General features: G+C 56.0%; 13 protein-coding genes. 5 read left to right on the top strand and 8 right to left on the bottom strand.

Going from position 1 to position 17,419, the window contains the following annotated elements; translation table 11 throughout:
• Positions 1–2: 2 nt before the first annotated feature.
• The 3 genes from PT275_RS01435 to PT275_RS01425 all read right to left on the bottom strand — a co-directional run bounded on the left by PT275_RS01435 (position 3) and on the right by PT275_RS01425 (position 4,403).
• Positions 3–533, bottom strand: coding sequence for a nicotinamide-nucleotide amidohydrolase family protein (locus PT275_RS01435; protein WP_277153614.1), 531 nt, complete (start codon positions 531–533; stop codon positions 3–5).
• A 219-nt stretch (positions 534–752) separates the two neighbouring features.
• Positions 753–1,442: a CDP-diacylglycerol--glycerol-3-phosphate 3-phosphatidyltransferase gene (pgsA, locus tag PT275_RS01430; RefSeq protein WP_277151652.1), complete on the bottom strand. Its 690-nt coding sequence runs from the start codon at positions 1,440–1,442 to the stop codon at positions 753–755.
• A gap of 84 nt (positions 1,443–1,526) precedes the next feature.
• The gene (locus PT275_RS01425; RefSeq protein ID WP_277151650.1) at positions 1,527–4,403 is read right to left on the bottom strand and encodes a DNA translocase FtsK; all 2,877 of its coding nucleotides are present in this window, start codon (positions 4,401–4,403) and stop codon (positions 1,527–1,529) included.
• A 188-nt stretch (positions 4,404–4,591) separates the two neighbouring features.
• Between PT275_RS01425 and PT275_RS01420 the strand changes: the two genes are divergently transcribed.
• Complete coding sequence (locus PT275_RS01420; protein ID WP_277151648.1) at positions 4,592–5,572, top strand: Fic family protein; 981 nt, start codon at positions 4,592–4,594, stop codon at positions 5,570–5,572.
• A 180-nt stretch (positions 5,573–5,752) separates the two neighbouring features.
• On the opposite strand, the gene miaA is transcribed toward PT275_RS01420, so the two are convergent.
• Entirely contained in the window at positions 5,753–6,760 is a 1,008-nt protein-coding gene (gene miaA, locus PT275_RS01415; protein WP_277151646.1) for a tRNA (adenosine(37)-N6)-dimethylallyltransferase MiaA, read from the bottom strand.
• A gap of 133 nt (positions 6,761–6,893) precedes the next feature.
• Between miaA and PT275_RS01410 the strand changes: the two genes are divergently transcribed.
• Positions 6,894–7,658, top strand: a complete 765-nt coding sequence (locus PT275_RS01410) for a GTP pyrophosphokinase family protein (protein WP_277151644.1) — start codon at positions 6,894–6,896, stop codon at positions 7,656–7,658.
• A 164-nt stretch (positions 7,659–7,822) separates the two neighbouring features.
• Here PT275_RS01410 and PT275_RS01405 read toward each other — a convergent pair whose 3' ends face one another.
• Positions 7,823–8,659, bottom strand: a complete 837-nt coding sequence (locus PT275_RS01405) for an aldo/keto reductase (RefSeq protein ID WP_277151641.1) — start codon at positions 8,657–8,659, stop codon at positions 7,823–7,825.
• Between the two features lie 262 nt (positions 8,660–8,921).
• Here PT275_RS01405 and PT275_RS01400 point away from each other — a divergent pair, with 262 nt between their 5' ends.
• Positions 8,922–9,872, top strand: a complete 951-nt coding sequence (locus PT275_RS01400; RefSeq protein ID WP_277151638.1) for a Bax inhibitor-1/YccA family protein — start codon at positions 8,922–8,924, stop codon at positions 9,870–9,872.
• Positions 9,873–9,929: 57 nt separating this feature from the next.
• Here PT275_RS01400 and PT275_RS01395 read toward each other — a convergent pair whose 3' ends face one another.
• A complete protein-coding gene (locus tag PT275_RS01395) occupies positions 9,930–10,691 on the bottom strand; it encodes a DUF559 domain-containing protein (RefSeq protein WP_277151635.1) in 762 nt (253 codons plus the stop codon).
• A 328-nt stretch (positions 10,692–11,019) separates the two neighbouring features.
• Positions 11,020–11,907: an Ltp family lipoprotein gene (locus PT275_RS01390; RefSeq protein ID WP_277151632.1), complete on the bottom strand. Its 888-nt coding sequence runs from the start codon at positions 11,905–11,907 to the stop codon at positions 11,020–11,022.
• Positions 11,908–12,123: 216 nt separating this feature from the next.
• Between PT275_RS01390 and PT275_RS01385 the strand changes: the two genes are divergently transcribed.
• A complete protein-coding gene (locus PT275_RS01385; protein ID WP_277151630.1) occupies positions 12,124–13,515 on the top strand; it encodes a sensor histidine kinase in 1,392 nt (463 codons plus the stop codon).
• Positions 13,516–13,689: 174 nt separating this feature from the next.
• The gene (locus PT275_RS01380) at positions 13,690–14,379 is read left to right on the top strand and encodes a response regulator transcription factor (protein WP_277151628.1); all 690 of its coding nucleotides are present in this window, start codon (positions 13,690–13,692) and stop codon (positions 14,377–14,379) included.
• A gap of 84 nt (positions 14,380–14,463) precedes the next feature.
• On the opposite strand, the gene acnA is transcribed toward PT275_RS01380, so the two are convergent.
• Positions 14,464–17,220, bottom strand: a complete 2,757-nt coding sequence (acnA, locus tag PT275_RS01375) for an aconitate hydratase AcnA (protein WP_277151626.1) — start codon at positions 17,218–17,220, stop codon at positions 14,464–14,466.
• Positions 17,221–17,419: the final 199 nt, after the last annotated feature.

The raw sequence follows: 17,419 nt of genomic DNA, 5'->3' as shown, positions 1-17,419 counted from the left end.
GTTTATTCCTCTGTGAGCGCTGTGAGCTGCGTCACAAATTGCAATACATTAAGTACGGTAAGCCTTCGAACCTCTTCTCTTGAGCCGGAAAGCCGTAGCTCGGCCGTCGTTGTCCGACGGGTATCTGCAACACTACGTGCAGGAACACTGATACCGATATAGACAAGGCCGGCCGGTTTGTCGCCATCCGAACCAGGCCCTGCCACGCCCGTAGTTGACAGGCCCAGAACCTTATCGCCATACTGAGGCTGACGATACAGCTGCGAGGTTCGCAAGGCCATCTGCCGTGCCACTTCGGGATAAACGGCACCCTTGCGGTTGAGCAAATCAGCATCCACACCGAGCACACTTGCCTTGGCGTGGATGTCATAGGTCACTGCGGAACCGAGGAATACGTCGGAGGCCCCGGGAATGCGCACAAATGCATCCGCAAGCAGCCCGCCGGTCAAGGATTCAGCCGCGGCAATTTTGAAACCACGGGCTTCGGCCCCTTTGAGAATTCGGGCAGCCAGAGCATCGCAACGTGGCTGGATTTCAGACACCGTACCACTCGAAACCATACCTTCGAAACCTGCCGTGGTCGACGAAGCGCCATCAGACGCTTGCGTATAGTCTTGCATTTTTCCTCCCGCCCAGGCGATTCATAAGTTCACAAACACCTATGCCACTGCATTCAGAACCTATGAAACCATCCCAAACCCTGTTACCTACCACTCGGTCAGTAGTTGGTTTGGGGCAGATTCTACAAGCTCTCACGCCGCTTTTCGCGCACGCACCACATTGCGGACATATACGTATCCTGAATACAGGCAAAGAATCAGCGCTATACCAATCAGCAAATCGGTCACGCTGTAATAGCAGAACCACCAAACGGGAACGCCGGGGCCGATATGCGAGAATGCCGGAGCACCTCCAAGAAAAGCCACTCGTCCAGGATTGGTGATGTCCGAGGACAACGCCCACACCGGCATCAAGAGCATCCCCAAACCGATGCACTGGGTCAAGGTCTTGTACTTGCCGGCTTTGTCCGCCGCGATGACCTTGCCGCCGGTGTCGATGACGAAGAAACGCATGATGGTAATGCCGATTTCACGGATGAGGAACAGCGCAGTGACCCACCACGGCACTTCACCGAAAACCGAGGCGACGACGAGCGCCGAACAAATCAGGAGTTTGTCGGCGATGGGATCCATCAGTTTGCCCAGTTCCGTGACTTGGTTGTACTTCCTGGCCATCCAGCCATCGAGCTTATCGGTCGAAGCGGCGACGATGAAAAGCACGGCTGCAGCAAAACGCATCCAAGGACTGTGCTGCCCCCAAGGGCCTGCAGCGATGTCAATCCACAGAAATATAAGGACCAGCACGATACGCGTATACGTCACCAGATTCGGCGGACTGTTCCAGCCGTCCAGAAGCGATTTTTTCCCATCTCGTTGTTGCATACCCAATACCTTAGCGCGGCGACGATACCGTAATATGACGAATCATAGAGTCCGATTCCTCTCACCTAAAAAGAACAGAATTCGCTACTCCTCAGAGGAACCGCTAGAAGCCGACGGCGCCATGGAGCCGGTTTTGCCTTGGATGAAGTCGAGGACCTGACCCAGATCCTGCGGCTGGACCAGGACTTCGCGGGCCTTGGACCCCTCCGAAGGACCGACGACACCGCGGGATTCGAGCAGATCCATCATGCGGCCGGCCTTGGCAAACCCGATGCGCAGCTTGCGCTGGAGCATCGAGGTGGACCCGAACTGCGTGGTGACCACGAGCTTCGCCGCCTCCAAGAGCGTGTCCATGTCATCGCCGATTTCCTCGTTGGGATGAGTTTCGTTCTCCTCGGCCTTCTTGGCCATTTCCTCGATGTCCTCGCGATAGTGCGGTTTGCGCTGGGTGCGGGCGAATTCGACGGCCTTGCGAATCTCGGACTCCCCGACCCACGAACCCTGCACGCGGATCGGCTTGGCGGAGCCCATCGGAAGGAACAGAGCATCGCCCTGACCGATCAGCGATTCGGCACCGGTGGTGTCCAAAATGACGCGTGAATCGGTGGCCGACGACGTGGCAAAAGCCAGACGCGAGGGAATGTTCGCCTTAATCAGGCCGGTGATGACGTCGACGGACGGGCGCTGGGTGGCGAGCACGAGGTGGACGCCGGCGGCACGCGCGAGCTGGGTGATGCGCTGAATCGAGCTTTCGACGTCGTTCTTGGCCAGCATCATCAGATCGGCCATCTCGTCGACGACCACGAGGATATACGGGTACGGGGCCACCTTGCGCTTGGAGCCGAGCGGGGCATGGACCTTGCCGGCAAGCACGGCTTTGTTGAAGTCCTTGATATGCCGGAAACCGAAATATTGGAGGTCATCGTATCGGGCGTCCATCTCCTTGACCACCCATTCCAACGCTTGTGCGGCCTTTTTAGGGTCGGTGATGATCGGGGTCAGCAAGTGTGGAATGCCGGCGTAGGCGGAGAGCTCGACGCGCTTGGGGTCGACCATAATCAGGCGCACCTGCTCGGGGGTCGCGCGCATGATGATCGAAGTGAGCATGGAATTGATAAAGCTCGACTTGCCGGAACCGGTGGCGCCCGCGACCAGCAGATGTGGCATTTTCGTAAGATCGGCGGTGACGAAATGGCCTTCGACGTCCTTGCCGACGCCCGCAAGCATCGGGTTCGGGTCGTTCATGGCCTTGTCACTGCGCAGCACGTCGCCCAGATGCACGATCTCACGGTCGATATTCGGAATCTCGATGCCGATGGCGGATTTGCCGGGGATCGGCGAGAGGATACGCACGTCGGTGGAAGCCACGGCGTAGGCGATGTTGCGCTGCAGGTTGGTGACCTTTTCAACTTTGACGCCCGGCCCCAGCTCGACCTCGTACTGGGTCACCGACGGGCCGCGCAGGAAGCCGACAACCTTGGCGTCGACGTGGAACTGGTGGAAGGTGGCGGTCAGCGCCTTGATGACGTTGTCGTTGGCCTGCGTTCGGGCCTGATGCGGTTTGCCTTTCACCAGAATGTCGAGGCTGGGCAGGCGATAGGGCCTGTTGTCATCCTCGTCTTCGGCGTTCTCGGCCTCGTGCCTTGCAACCGAATCATCGCCGCCGTGATTGGCGATGGAAGCCGGAAGATTCGCAGCTCCCCCGGCGATGCCTTTGATTTGGGGCACCATGGGCTCTGCCGCGCTACCGTCATTGCCGACCGCCGCCCACGGGTCGGATGCAGGACTTGTCACCGGAAGACTGGAAGCAACGTCAGCCCCATAAGGCCCGGATGAGGTTGCCGGCTTCGAGGTATCAAAAGCGCCGGGATGCCCATTCACCGCGGAGCCCGGCATTGTTGTGTCGGCGCTCCCCTGCCCATTGAATCCCGGCATGCCGGTTGGCGTGGAAGCAGGAGTACCGGCAACGCCCTGAATCTCGCCGGTGGTGGGGTCGACCATGGGCTGCGGATGCCCTTCGACCAGCGGCGTCTCATCGCTCTGGCCATTAAGGTTCGCCGCCTTGTCAAACGCCTCGTCGCCAGCGTAACGTTCCAGCTTTGCCTCGCCGTCATCATCATCGCTGTGGCCGAAAATACGGGAGAAGAAGGCACCTATGCCACGTTTGCGGGATTGCGGCGCCTCCTCGGATTCGTTCTCGTCACTGCCGTCATGGGACGGTACCCCCTCGGCAAGTTCCAATGTTTCGTCGCCAACGCGCACCTCATTGGGGAATTGCTCGCTTTGTGCACTCACATCGGCGTTGTCGGCGGCATCATCGTCTTGCGCGCCAGCCTTGTGCCGTTGTGACCAATCGTGGAACTTTTCCGCCATCTGTGTGATATCAAGCCTGACAATAAGCAACAGCGAGAATATGGCCACCACCACGAAAATCACGACGGCGAACACGCTGGAAAGACCCCAAGCCAAGGGAGAACCCAACACGAAACCGAGCAATCCACCGGCCCCGCGCAGCACATCCATATTGAATTCGCGCGATGGAGAAGCAACAATGGCATCGATAATCGAGCAAATCGACCAGAACAGCAGCGCACTACCGATGATCAGACGCAGATTTCGCTTGTGCTTGGTCGGATCGAGCAGCACCTGATAGGCCACCACCACGAGGAAAATGGGAAGCACCACGCTCATCACACCGAAAAGCCCGGCGGCGATCATGTGCAGCCAATGGCCCAGAAACCCGTTGACATGGAACCATTCGGAGGCACAGAACATGATGGCCAGTATCACCAATGCGAAGAAACCGACGATGCGGCACAGCGTAGAGTGGCGTTCGAAGAACGAGGCGTCTTCAGGCACCATGACCTTCGTTGGCTCAACGTCCTTACCAGAAGAAGACCCGTTCGCCTTACTGCGACGGGTCTTTGTGTTCTTTCCATTCGTCTGTGTCTTACGCGCCATAACAACAGTGATTCTACTTCAAACCCCGCCCCTTGAAGGCATAGAGTGGCCAACCTGCCCAACCCTTTCAAAGTCGGACGAATTTCTTGTCAGCCCCACCGGAATATTTGCAATACGTACAGTGAATATAGCGCGGCTTCGCGGACAATAGCACTTCATATCGGTTACGCAACGCCAGGAAAACGACCATGCCTTCACCAATGCCTTACGATGAAGGCATGGTCATGACCCCTGCCGAACGCGCGAGCGCCGTCGCGTTCTCCTACAAAAACTGCGAGCTTTCCACAATCACACCGAGCGACGCTATGATAGCAGCCGCAAACGGCTATCAGCGCGGCACCATCGGCCTTTCGGATTTCGTCGAAACACCCGAGAAGCAGGCACAACGTTTACGTAAGGAAAAGTCTAAATCTCAAAATGAACCAAGCCGGCAGGGTTCCGGATCCCATGATGCCGCCAACATCTCATCGATTGAATTTGCGGAAATTGACGGCGGCAATGGCAACCATAAGCAGAACCAAACCGAAACGTCCGAAGAAACAAAGCTTCGTGACGACCGGATTTTCGCCCGTTCCGTGCGACTCATCGATTGCGGATGGCCTGCTTATGGCGGGCTTGACGAGCTCAAAATCATTCATCGCGGGCTGTTCGTCGGGGCAATGAACGGGACGGGAACACTGCGTAGCGAGAGCGGTACCACTACAAATCGCGCCATCAGGGTTGAAACGAAACCATCAAATCAGACCAACCGTTCAGATTTTCGCCAGAACAATCAATACCCAAGCCCTTATTTTCCATCTGCGCTTATCGAAACGGGCGCGGCCAATATCTTTTCGCAACTTGAAGAGCAAGATTACTTTTCCCATCTTGACCGCTCCGGCTTTATCCGCGCCTTGGCAAGCACCTACGATGAGCTCAATGCCCTACATCCCTTCGCTTACGGCAATGGGATGGTGCTACGCATGTTCATTTCGGAATTGACACACGCGGTAGGCTGGGATTTAAACTGGGGCTCGGTCACGTTCAAAAGCTATCGGGACGCGACCAATCTGGCGCTGCTCAATCACGACATATCTGGGCTCGAGCGCATGTTCGCTTCAATCATCAGGCTCGCCAACCCGACCCGAATCTTCCTCATCTCCGGTTGGGACCAAGGCCCCGCGCACTGAACTCACCACTGCGGAAAGTATCGAAACCAGTTAGAAAAGCACCATTTAGACCCCATTTTAGTGTTTTCCCCACTGGTTTACGGGTTACTGCGGAGAAAAGCACCTTTTAAGTCCGTTTTTGGTGCTTTTCTCACGAAGCCAGTGAAAAAGCACCATTTTCAAGCATTTTTAGTACTTTCCTCACTGGTTGGCGATGTTGCCCAGATGATGGGTGACGTGGTGATCGTTGACGTGGGCATCGGCCTCGTCGAATTCACCAGCATCGGCACGAGACACGATATCAAGCGTTTTCTCCACCAAGTCCTTGTCAAGCGCATTCAACCAGTGGATACGCGGATCACGGCCAAACCAGCCCATCTGTTTGCGGGCCAGACGCTTCGTCTTCTGTGCGATATCGGCGAACGCTTCATCCTCACTCATTTCACCATCGAGATACGCCTCAATCTGGGAATAGCCCAACGCACGTGAAGCCGTGACGCCGAGCTGTGGACGAATTCTACGCACCTCATCGACAAAACCCTGCTCACGCATCTGTTCGGTACGAATATCGATGCGTCGGTCAAGTTCTTCACGCGGCAGGTCGAGGCCAATTTGGACGGACGGGATGACGTAACGGTAACGCGGCAAACTCGCCGAATAGGGCCGACCGGTGATTTCTATGACTTCCAGCGCCCGAATGGTGCGGCGCGCGTTATGCGGGTCCATACGCTCGGCGGCTTCAGGATCCTTGCGCTTCAACTCGTCGTATAACGCCCCGGCCCCCTCGTGTTCAGCGCGTCGCTCAAGTTGCGAACGTACTTTCGGATCAGTGCCAGGAAACGAAATGTCATCAATCACAGCGCGCGCATAGAGGCCGGAACCGCCGACAAGAATCGGCCGTATTCCTTGACTTTGCAACTTGCTGATCTCCTCACGGGCCAGCTTCTGGAACCTTGCCACGCTCATCGTCTCGTCCGGATCGATGATGTCAAGCATGTGATGTGGTACCGCCGCCTGTTCGGAAGCACTCGCCTTGGCGGTGCCGACGTCCATCAGACGGTACATCTGGTAAGCGTCGGCGTTGACGATTTCGGCCTTTTGCCCAAGCTGCGCAAGCCCTTTCGCCAACGCGATACTCAAGCCGGTCTTGCCTGAGGCGGTGGGCCCGATGATGGAAACGACACGGACTTCGCTGCTATTCGTTTCCATATATCCACCTTCCGGCCAACCGCCTAAAACCTGACATTGCAGATTCTAACGACTGGTATCACCTACGATATTTACGTTAAATTGTCAGCAAACATCCAGTTTAAATAGACAGCCCTCGTTAAGATGGGAAGACGTGATACTTGATCGACACGAACGCATTAACACCGCAGAAATCCAGGCAAGGCTCGAAAAAGTCGCCCAAAGCGGCACGGGAGAGCAGGGCTCAAAGCTTTTCCCGGCGGATGAAATCACCGAATTCATCGATATGATGCAGGTCTATGAAGGCGCAATGTACGAGATCAGCACCAAGCTCGAGGTGCTTGACAGCGAATTCCACGTCCATTTCGCCCACGACCCGATCCACCACATGGAGCGCAGGCTGAAGTCCGTCAACTCGATCCTGGGCAAACTGCAACGCCGCAACCTGCCGATGTGCACCAAATCAATCCGCGACAACCTCTTCGACGTGGCCGGCATACGCGTGATCTGCAACTACCGCGATGACGTCTACTCCGTGGCCAACTATCTTTCCAGCCAATCCGACATCCAGGTACTGCGCGTCAAAGACTACATCAAGAGCCCGAAACAGAACGGCTATCGCAGCCTGCACGTCATCTATGCGGTTCCTGTCTTCCTTTCCAACGGCGAGCATTACACGCCGGTCGAGGTACAGTTCCGTACCATCGCCATGGATTACTGGGCGAGCCTTGAACACGCCTTGCGTTACAAGTCCAACCTGCCGGACACCAAACTGACCGAACATTCGCAGACGCTGCTCGACTGCGCACGCAGCCTGCAGAATATCGAAACGCAGATGCAGAACATCCACCGTGACATCAACGGCGCACCCCAGCAGGAGGAAGCGCCGACCTCGCAGGCCTTCGACCCGAAGAAGTGAGAATTCCTCTGGCATCCTGACCTTCTAATCTCCTACTAGACAATAGTTTCCATCGAAAAACGAATTTTGCCGACTTCCTTCAATCAGGGAGCCGGCAAAATTCGTTTTATAAGATGTTTGTCATCAACAACAGCGAACTATCATCAATAATGGCGAATTACAAGCTAGAAATCGAAATTATCTGGATCGCCACCGGTGCGCACTCCAGTGGACAGGCCGGCGATCTGCTTCATTTCCCCTTGATTCAGTTCGAAATCGAAGACATCGATGTTCTGCCTGATGCGCTCGTCGTGAACGGACTTCGGGATGACGATGACACCACGCTGCAGGTGCCAACGAATAACGACCTGGGCCGGCGACTTGCCGTACTTCGCTCCGATTTGCGCCAGCAGCGGCGAGGCAAGCAGCGAACCACCGGTACCGCCGAGCGGGCTGTAAGCTTCCACGGCAACGCCCTGCGATTGGACGAAATCGACCAGCTCTTGATTCGAAAACTGCGGCGAGGACTCGATCTGATCGACGGCCGGCTTGACGCCGGTACCCAGTCCCTCCAGCTCCTTCAAATGGTGCTCCTGCAGGTTGCACACGCCAATGGCACGGATACGGCGGTCGTTATAAAGCGCGACCATATCCTTCCACGCCTGCTGCCAGCCGTCAGCCGGCCAATGAATCAGGTACAGGTCGACATAATCGGTGCCAAGGCGGTCGAGGCTTTCATAGAAGGCCTCACGGGTACGACCTGCGCGAATATCCTCGTTCCATAGCTTCGTGGTCAGAAAAATATCATGGCGAGGCACACCGGAACGGCGCATACCTTCGCCGACGGACTGCTCGTTGCCATAGATTTTCGCGGTGTCGATATGGCGATAGCCCGATCGCAGCGCGACATCGACCGCGTTGGCTGTCGTCTCCCCCTCTGGGGTCTGGAACACGCCCAATCCCAATTGCGGGATGGTGATGCCATTGTTCAATACGATATTCGGAACCTTGTTGTCGGCCATTGCCGCCTCCATATTCCGGCGTTGCTGCCAAACGCCTTGAAAAACAAATATGTGAATCCCTTCCATGCTAATCGCGCGGAACAATAATCTCCGCTCTGCGAGAAGCGGAACATTCACCGATCCATCAGCGGAAAACAAAGCAATGCATTCACATCGGTTCCAAGAACTTTCGTTGTTCACACTCAGCCAATTGCCAGTAACTACCGATAGACTTAGAACCATAAGTAACAAGTGTCAATGAAAATCGACAAAAGGAGCAGGCATGGCTTTCGGGAACAGGCCTGAAGAGAACAATACGCAGCAGCCTTATGGGCAACCGAGCGCGTATAGGCAGAACTACGGACAACAGCAATACAACCAGTACGGGCAGCCTCAGGGTCAGCCTTATGGGCAAGGGCAAAACATGCCCTACGGCCAGCCTTACGCGCAACCGCAGTACCAGCAGCCTCAGTATGGGCAGCCGGCGTACGCGGGCGCGGGTGCCGGGACGGCAGCGCCAACGATGACGATGAACGGGCAGACCGCCTATTCCTTCGAACGCGCGCGTCACGTCTCCACCACCAAGGCCTACGGTGAGATGACGCTGGGCCTGCTGCTCACCGCAGTGGTCGCCGTTTTCACCCAGATGACCGGTGCCCTTGACAGCTTCCTGATGGCGACGGGCATGATCGGCTGGATCGGTTTGGCAGTGGCGCAGGTGGCCATCGCCATTGTGCTGGGCTGGCGCATCGACAAGATGAAGGTCAGCACCGCACACGTGATGTTCTACCTTTATGCAGCGCTGACCGGATTCACGCTCGCCACGATCTTCGAGGCCTACAGCCTGCCGTCCATCGGCATCGCGCTGGGGCTGTGCGTTGCGTTCTTCTTCGTGCTTACCATGCTTTCGCTGACCACCAAGAAGGATATGCTCAAGGCCGGCCCGATCCTGATGGTCGCGCTGCTGGTCCTCCTGGTCGGCGAGGTCATCATGATGTTCCTTGCGCCTTCGCACACCACGCTTATGGTGACCGGCGCGCTCGGCCTCATCATCTTCGCGGGCCTGACCATGTACGATGCCCAACAGACACGCGCCATGTTCGACGTGGCCGAGCGTTCCGGCGACACCGTGATGTTGAACCGCATCTCGATCATCTGCGCCCTGAACCTCTACCTCGACTTCATCAACATGTTCCTCTATCTGCTGCAGATCTTCAGCAACAATGACAACTGAGTTCAGCCGCACAAGTCGATAGATAGGTTTTTAAGATTGGCGGAATTAAGCCATTCCTTAAAAGTTATTTGCTGACTTGTGCGGTTTTCTTCGACCATCAGAGCATTTCCAAAGATCTATTGGCACCAGCTCATCCGTCATTCCCGCATGACGCAACCCTTCAAGAACGTTATTGAAGAACATATCCAATGCCATCTCATCATTGAACATCTCTCCCCACGCTGCGAAAACCAGCCAGTTTCCCGCCGCCAATCTGTTGAGCCTCACCGAATCGGCAAAATACTGGTGAAGATGATGCTGACCATTGTATTCAACCGCGACATGATATTGCGGATAAGCAATGTCTAAATATTTTGTACCTTCCACCGAATCATCAACCTCAAAATTAACCACAGGCTTGGGAAACCCCCGTCGTAATAGCTCAAGACGAAGTCGCGTCTCCATAGAAGAATCCGTATTGGGCTCGGCAAGGTTTAATGCCCTCAGGCATTTGCTCTGACAAGTGAGATATTTTCGCGTTTTCACAAAAGCATGCAAACGCTCCGGCGTTGTGCGTTTCAACAGCCTATCGCGTCGCATCAAATTATCTGCCACTGTGATAAGAGGCTCGAATTGCAAAACTTGCGCCAGTTGCGCATATGTTGCTTCCGGAGTGGTGCACCACAGATCGGCCACTTTCGTTACACATTCTTTATATCTCAATTGATTCCATAAATGGCAATGCATGTCAACAGGAAACTTACGTGACCTCTTATATCGGTAAAAGTCAACATCAACCCCACCATCAACGCAGGCTACAGAATCGACGTTGACACCCATTAGTTGCAAAGCGGTACCCAGTGCGAAAACCTGTTTGGTACCCGATCTTTCGACGATCTTATGACACCGGCCTATGGCTTCCTGCTGCGTCTGCCAGGCCTGGTGCCGCATTAGCTGACCGGAATGTGGCTCGTATCGTATTTCATACATAAACCGAACATAACAGAATTGCTGAAATTATCGCGTCGCTTCCGATGATTGTGGTCGAATGATAGGGGTTATCCACGACGCCCGGGAGTGTCGCAATACACAAGTCGGCAAATAGGTTTTTAAGATTGGCTCTATTCCGCCATTGTCAAAAACCTATCTACCGACTTGTGTAAGAATTTTAATCGTTAAGATGCTGGATTGCATAGTCCGCTTCCTGAGGAGTGAATTTATCACCGGCAGATGCAGTAAGCTGCTCTCGTATCGCCTCAGGACTCATATGCATGTTTTTCTCATACGATTTGGCCGCCGCGAGGGCATTCGCATTGTAATCCGTTTTAAGATTGTCGACAGCATATTGTGCTGCATCCGCACTGAATTTGTCACCGGCTTCGCTGGTCAATTGATCGTAAATACCCTGCTTGCTCATATGCATGGTATCGCTATACGTCTTGGCAGAGGCCAACGCATTGGTATATTCCGCAGGTACATTTGGCTTCTTTTGCTGAGGGGTTTGCTGCTGCGAAGTGGATGAAGGCATGCTTTTGGAAGCCGAATCGAAAGCCTTGCCTGCCGCCGATTGCATGACCAGCGTGATGACGATGGCGACAACGCTCAGTACGGCGCCGGCAATGGTGAGCGCTTTGCCGCGCTTCTTGCCTCTGAACACCCCGACCAAGCCGATGATACCGAACACAACGCCGATGACGCCCAGAACCGCGGCGACATTATTGACGATGGGGATGAAACTCAACACGGTGCCGACGATGCCAAGCACCAAAGCGGTCACACCGCAAGCCGAAAAATGTTCGGACCGGCGACCAACCGAGTGATGATTACCGCCAGAATCCGGGAATTGCGGATTACCACCCATCACAGGAAACGGATTTCCCTGAATGGGCCCATTCGAATTACCTACGGACGGATTGGTTGAGCCGTTGGGACCGACCCCGGACTGTGTGGAATCCATTCCTTGCGGATAAACCGACGAACCGTTGTATGGCGCAGCGCCACCATTATCCGTGGAATTGTTGGGATACCCATTAAAAGGCTGCGGTGAATCTGGCACGATAACCCCTTTTCTTTTGCTCTAATCATGACAGGCGAGTGCAGGAAAGATTGACGATCCCCTCGGTCACGCCCTACAATTGATTATTCTTTGTTAGAGAGCCTTTTTCTATTGGGCCAACGGACAAATCCAATCGCCCGAAAGGGCAGAATCCTTAAGATTTTCTAACCCGGATGTCCAATGGCGTTGTGTATATCCATCCCATAGAATGGCGCTATGACCTCTTTCATAGCTGGTTTGCAGCATCTGCCATCACGCTTGGGCATGCAATCGGATGATTCGCAGATCGTGGAGGTGGACACCAAATGGTGGTGCACCGTCGCCATGATTGTGTTCGCCGATCTGATGTGCTTCGTGGAAACGATATTCCTGATGTCCGACGCCGTCAAACAAGGCGGACTGGGCGCACTCTGGAGCGTCTTGTCGCTACTGCTCTCCCTGGCTGTAGGATTCATCTTCCCGAAAAGGTCGACATACCCGGAATATGTTTTTCTTTTCGCTTGCCTGCTGGTATTGGTATTCCCCTTTGATTCGATCATCTCCACCATGGCCCTGAGCGCACTGTTGGCACGTCGTTCAGGGCAGCGACGCTCGATTGTGGCGATAGTCATGGCCACCGCCATCGCAGTATTCGCCCAGGCACGCGACACGTTTCAACCATTGAATCGCTCGGTATGGGCGGTTTTCTTCGCCAAGCCACGGGCCGACACCGCACACGATCCCATCGTGCTGGCTTCCAGTATCACCACCATGCGTGTCACGGCCATCGTTGCGGCGCTCGTCAGCGTGCTCATTGCCACGCTGGTCGGTCTGCATATCCGCTCCCGCGCCAATCTCAAAGCCGAAACACTCAAGGCCGATGCGGCTCAAATCCAAGCCGATAATCTGCAAACGAGCTTGAGCAACCAACAACTTTCCGATGCCATCGCTGCTGAAGCGCATGACACCTTGGCCCATACGTTGTCATTGGTCGCGCTCAACGCCAATGCACTGACCATACAAACCGGAAAACTGGCGAAACTCGTGCGTTCGGATAATCAAATAGATAGCGACCATACACTGACAGCTTTGGTCGACCAGACGAAACGGGAATCCGAGCAGATACGCAGCCAGGCGGCACAAGCGGTCAACGAGGCACACACCGTCATCGATATGCTGCGCGACCCGAAAGCGGCGGTGAACACCCTCGCCGCAAGCGATGAGACCTCATTGAGCCGGGCCACTTTGGAAGAACTTTTGGCTTCGTCGACCGACAACGGTATGCATCTTTCGACATGGATCGACATCAACCAACTCAGCGAACTGAATGAAAGCATCGGCAAGGTGGCCTACCGCGCTATTCAGGAGGGGCTGACGAACGCACGCAAACACGCGCCGGGAACAACGGTTTCCCTGGAGGTCACCGCGCGCCCGGAAGCGGGAATCCATGTCCATCTGATCAACCCGATTCCACAGAACATTCAAAACGGCCATGCACAAGGCAGCGGTGGTGCAGGACTGCCAGGACTCACCGAGCGCGTACATACGGCCGGCGGAAACTGCTCGTACGGACTTGATGGACGCGGACAATTCAACCTTGAAGTGTCGCTGCCTTGGATCGCGAAGTGAAACCGGTGCGTAAACCGTTGCTTCACACACCATATTCATCGTTCAAATCACAGATCACAGGTTATAGGTCAAAAGTGTTCATCTTGCATAGCGCATTCGTTCTTCGACATATAGAAGAAGGAAAAATCAATATCCGATACCTTTTATGGCCCACGATTCGCTAGAATTGCAACCATGAGCGAGCAAACCGTCACCGAGAACAGCACCAGCAAACCAATCACCGTCAGCGTCATCGATGACGACCCGCTGATCTGCCAGGCGCTGGCCATGATTCTCACGGAATCCTCAGACGGGACGGTCAAGGTACTGTCCACGGCAACCGACGGTACACAGGCTCTGGAACATGCCAGGGCGGAACATCCGGATGTAGTGCTGATGGACATCGATATGCCCGGCATGAATGGCATCGAAGCGACACGTCGGATGCTTGATCTCACACCGCGCCCGCATGTCCTTATTCTTACGGCACTGAGTCCCTCAAGCACGGTGCAACGCGCCATCGAGGCCGGGGCCGAAGGGTTCGTCTCGAAAACCGACCCCGCCGAAGACATCGTCAAACATATCTTGGCCATCTGCCAAGGAAGCCCCCAGTTCAACACCGACAGCCAACGGCAACTGATGAACGATCTGGAAAAGGATCGTTTTCGTTCGCGGCGTGACGAGGCGAGAAGATTGTTGGACACGCTTGGCGACCGCGAACGCAAGGCCGCGGTGCTGGCGGCGGAAGGACTTTCCAATGCGGAAATCGCCAAGGACATGTTCATTTCCGAACGCACGGTGAAGGCGGAACTCTCCTCGGCTTGCGCGAAACTCGATGTCAACCGCGTGCTGCTGAGCAGGATTGTGGAGCGGGCGGATCTTTAGCAAAGCACAAGTCGGTAGATAGGTTTTTGAGATTGGCTCTATTCCACCATTTCTTAAAACCTATCTGTCGACTTGTGTCGGAACCTATTTCATCAACCGACGCAGGACGTACTGGAGGATGCCGCCGTTGCGGTAGTACTCGGCCTCGCCGGGGGTGTCGATGCGGACGGTGGCGTCGAATTCGATGGGCTGCGGCACCGGCTTGCCGGCGGCGGCAGGCTTGGCGGTGCCGGTCACGCCATCATCGGTTGCAGGCTTGGTGGCGACGACGTGGACGGTTTCGGGTATGGTGCCGTTGTTGAGCGCTTCAATACCTTGGAAATCGTAGGTTTCGGTACCGTCGAGACCCAATGACTCGGCCGATTGGCCTTCGGGGAATTGCAGGGGCAACACGCCCATGCCGATGAGGTTGGAGCGGTGGATGCGCTCGAAGCTACAGGCGATGACAACCTTGACGCCAAGCATCAGCGTGCCTTTGGCCGCCCAGTCGCGCGAAGAACCGGTGCCGTATTCCGAACCCGCCAAAACTACCAACGGAGTGCCGGCCTTGCGGTAATCGAGCGAGGCATCGAAAATCGTGGAGGGCTTGCCGGTGACGAAATCGTAGGTGAATCCGCCAGGGCGTACCTCTTCGCCCACCGAAGCAAGCAGCTGGTTGCGCAGGCGGATGTTGCCGAATGTGCCACGAACCATCACTTCGTGATTGCCACGACGGGAACCGTAGGAATTGAAGTCCTTGGGTTGGATGCCGCGTTCCAGCAGGTATTTGCCTGCTGGGCTTGAAGCAGGGAAGGCTCCAGCTGGCGAAATGTGGTCAGTGGTCACCGAATCACCGAGCAGTGCCAGCACGCGAGCACCGCAGACATCGCTCACCGGTTGCGGCTTGGCGCTCATGCCGTCGAAGAAGATTTGACGGCGCACGTAGGTCGAATCCGGATCCCATGCGAAACGCTCGCCCTTCGGCACGTCGAGGGACTTCCAACGTTCGTCGCCTTCAAAGACGTCGGCGTAGTCGCGCACGAACATCTCACGGTTGACGGACGACGAGACGACTTTGTCAATCTCCTCGTTGTTTGGCCAGATATCGCGCAGGAAAATCTCGCGGCCGGTTTTGGCGTCAATGCCCAGCGGCTGGGTCTCGAAGTCGAAATCGAGCGTGCCGGCGATGGCGTAGGCGATGACCAGTGGCGGCGAGGCCAGATAGTTCATCTTGACATCGGGGCTGATGCGCCCTTCGAAATTGCGGTTGCCGGAAAGCACCGAGACCACCGTCAGATCGTTGTCGCCCACGGCCTTGGAGATTTCGGGCAGCAACGGGCCGGAGTTGCCGATGCAAGTGGTGCAGCCGAAGCCGACCAGCTCGTAGCCCAATGCGTCCAAGTCCTCCTGCAGACCGGCTTTCCTCAAATAGTCGGCCACGACCTGCGAGCCCGGGGCCAGCGAGGTCTTGACCCATGGTTTGGGCTTCAGGCCGTGCTTGCGGGCGGCGCGGGCGAGCAGTCCGGCGGCGATCATCACCGAGGGGTTGGAGGTGTTGGTGCAGCTGGTGATGGAGGCGATGGCGACGTCGCCGTTCGTGATCTCGAAGTCACCGCGGAAATCCGTATGCACCGGCACCGGGTTCTGATAGGTTTTCGGCGTTTCGTAGTCGGGCAGCGTTCTTTCGAACGTTTCTTTGGCCCGATCGAGACGGATACGGTCCTGTGGACGCTTCGGACCGGCGATGGACGGGACGACAGTACCCAAATCAAGCTCCATATATTCGGAATATTCCGGCTCCACGTAATCGGGGTCGCTGGTGTCGCCCCAGAGGCGATTGGCCCTGGCATAGGCCTCGACCAGCGCGATCTGCTCGTCGCTGCGGCCGGTCAGGCGCAGATAATCCAGCGTGACCTGATCGATCGGGAAGATGCCGCAGGTCGAGCCGAACTCGGGGCTCATGTTGCCGATGGTGGCGCGATTGGCCAGCGGCACGGAAGCGACGCCGTCGCCGTAGAACTCGACAAATTTGCCGACCACGCCATGCTCGCGCAGCATCTGGGTGATGGTGAGCACCACGTCGGTGGCGGTGACGCCTTCGGGAATGGAACCGGTCAGTTTGAAGCCGACCACGCGCGGGACGAGCATGGAGATGGGCTGGCCAAGCATGGCCGCCTCGGCCTCGATGCCGCCGACGCCCCAGCCAAGCACACCAAGACCGCCGACCATAGTGGTATGCGAATCGGTGCCGACACAGGAGTCGAGATAGGCGAGGTCACGTCCGCGCTCCCCTGCCTTTGTCATGACGACTTTGGCGAGATATTCGATGTTGACCTGATGGATGATGCCGGTCCCCGGCGGCACGACGCGGAAGTTCTTGAACGCCTGCTGGCCCCAGCGCAGGAAACGGTAGCGTTCGCCGTTGCGCTGGTATTCGCGGTCCATGTTACGGGCCACCGCGTCGGCGACGCCGTAATGGTCGATCTGCACGGAGTGGTCGATGACCATGTCGGCCTCAACCTGCGGGTTGATGACCTCGGGATCACCGCCCAGGTCCGCCACGGCGTCGCGCATGGTGGCGAGGTCGACGATGCACGGCACGCCGGTGAAGTCCTGCATCAGCACACGGGAAGGCCCGAATTCGATCTCATGGCTGGGTTCGGCGTTCGGGTCCCACCTGAGCAGTTCGTTGACCTGATCTTCGGTGACATTGACGCCGTCGATGCGGCGCAACAGGTTCTCGACCAGTACCTTAAGTGAGTACGGAAGGTGCTCGATACCGGGCAGATCCGCAATCCGGTAATAATCGACATCCCTGTCACCGACCCGTAACGTATCCAGCTGTTCGTCCCGCAATGACATTGAAATCCTCCGAGTGTTTTGACAATATCCTTATTTCATTATCGGCCAATCAAAAGTCAGAAACGTTAATAATGCCGTTTCGTGTTCGATTCCACGATAATTACAAGATGAAATGCTTGGAAAATCAACGAAAGAGGTCAATTCACTATGTGAGACCGCCTAGGATACAAGCGTCAGGAAGCCCGCAAGGATTATCAGA

The organism is Bifidobacterium sp. ESL0745, assembly GCF_029433335.1.
Lineage (GTDB): Bacteria > Actinomycetota > Actinomycetes > Actinomycetales > Bifidobacteriaceae > Bifidobacterium.
Note: the sequence above shows the minus strand (reverse complement) of the source record. Positions and strands in the feature narration are given on the sequence as shown.

Bases quoted from the DNA above. Each gene is read 5' to 3' on its own strand.
- pgsA (WP_277151652.1), bottom strand. From the start codon at position 1,442: ATGCAACAACGAGATGGGAAAAAATCGCTTCTGGACGGCTGGAACAGT.
- PT275_RS01425 (WP_277151650.1), bottom strand. From the start codon at position 4,403: ATGGCGCGTAAGACACAGACGAATGGAAAGAACACAAAGACCCGTCGC.
- PT275_RS01420 (WP_277151648.1), top strand. From the start codon at position 4,592: ATGCCTTCACCAATGCCTTACGATGAAGGCATGGTCATGACCCCTGCC.
- miaA (WP_277151646.1), bottom strand. From the start codon at position 6,760: ATGGAAACGAATAGCAGCGAAGTCCGTGTCGTTTCCATCATCGGGCCC.
- PT275_RS01405 (WP_277151641.1), bottom strand. From the start codon at position 8,659: ATGGCCGACAACAAGGTTCCGAATATCGTATTGAACAATGGCATCACC.
- PT275_RS01400 (WP_277151638.1), top strand. From the start codon at position 8,922: ATGGCTTTCGGGAACAGGCCTGAAGAGAACAATACGCAGCAGCCTTAT.
- PT275_RS01395 (WP_277151635.1), bottom strand. From the start codon at position 10,691: ATGGGTGTCAACGTCGATTCTGTAGCCTGCGTTGATGGTGGGGTTGAT.
- PT275_RS01385 (WP_277151630.1), top strand. From the start codon at position 12,124: ATGACCTCTTTCATAGCTGGTTTGCAGCATCTGCCATCACGCTTGGGC.
- PT275_RS01380 (WP_277151628.1), top strand. From the start codon at position 13,690: ATGAGCGAGCAAACCGTCACCGAGAACAGCACCAGCAAACCAATCACC.
- acnA (WP_277151626.1), bottom strand. From the start codon at position 17,220: ATGTCATTGCGGGACGAACAGCTGGATACGTTACGGGTCGGTGACAGG.